We start from the raw sequence: 643 nt of genomic DNA, 5'->3' as shown, positions 1-643 counted from the left end.
GGCATGACGGCGCGCAGGGCCGCCGCCGTCATGCCTGCGTCCCTTGGGGCCCCGGCGGTCACGGCAGCGCCCCGAGGGGCCGCCGCGCTCACGCCGCGGCCCCTCGGGCCGGCGCCAACAAGGCCTCCGCCTGGTCCGCGACGGTACCGAGGACCGTCTCCGTGCTTCCGCCGGCGATGCCGAACAGCGCCGCCTCGGCGCGCCGGTGCTGCATGCCCGCGGCGGCGAAGCCGTCCGCACCGCACAGGTGGGCACAGACGTCGAGGACGTGGTCGGCCGTCTCTCCCGCCGCGGCCTTCACCAGCGCCGCCGCCGTGTGGTCGTGCCCGGCGGCGACCGACGGACCCAGCGCCTCCACCAGCGACTCCAGTTGACGGGTGCGGACGAGGGCGGCGGCGAGCCGCTGGCGGATCGCGGGCTGTTCCCACAGGCCGCGGTCCGCGAGCCGGTCGCGGGTGTCCGCCAGCGCCCGGCGGCAGGCCGCCGCCGCCCACAGGCCGCCGGCCAGGCGTTCCACGGCGATGTGCCGGGCGAACAGGGCCAGGCCGCGCCCGGCGCCGCCGACCGGCCCGCCCGTGAGGACCGGCGCGCCGCCGAGGTGGACGTGCCCGGTGCCGGACCCGGTGAAGTAGGGGCCCGGCAC

General features: G+C 79.5%; 1 protein-coding gene. It reads right to left on the bottom strand.

Annotated elements, in window-relative coordinates; translation table 11 throughout:
- Positions 1–88: 88 nt before the first annotated feature.
- On the bottom strand, positions 89–643 hold a 555-nt coding region (locus ACOV8S_RS31090), incomplete at its 5' end, for an acyl-CoA dehydrogenase family protein (RefSeq protein WP_448321829.1).

Source organism: Streptomyces sp. CO7, assembly GCF_053474865.1.
Note: the sequence above shows the minus strand (reverse complement) of the source record. Positions and strands in the feature narration are given on the sequence as shown.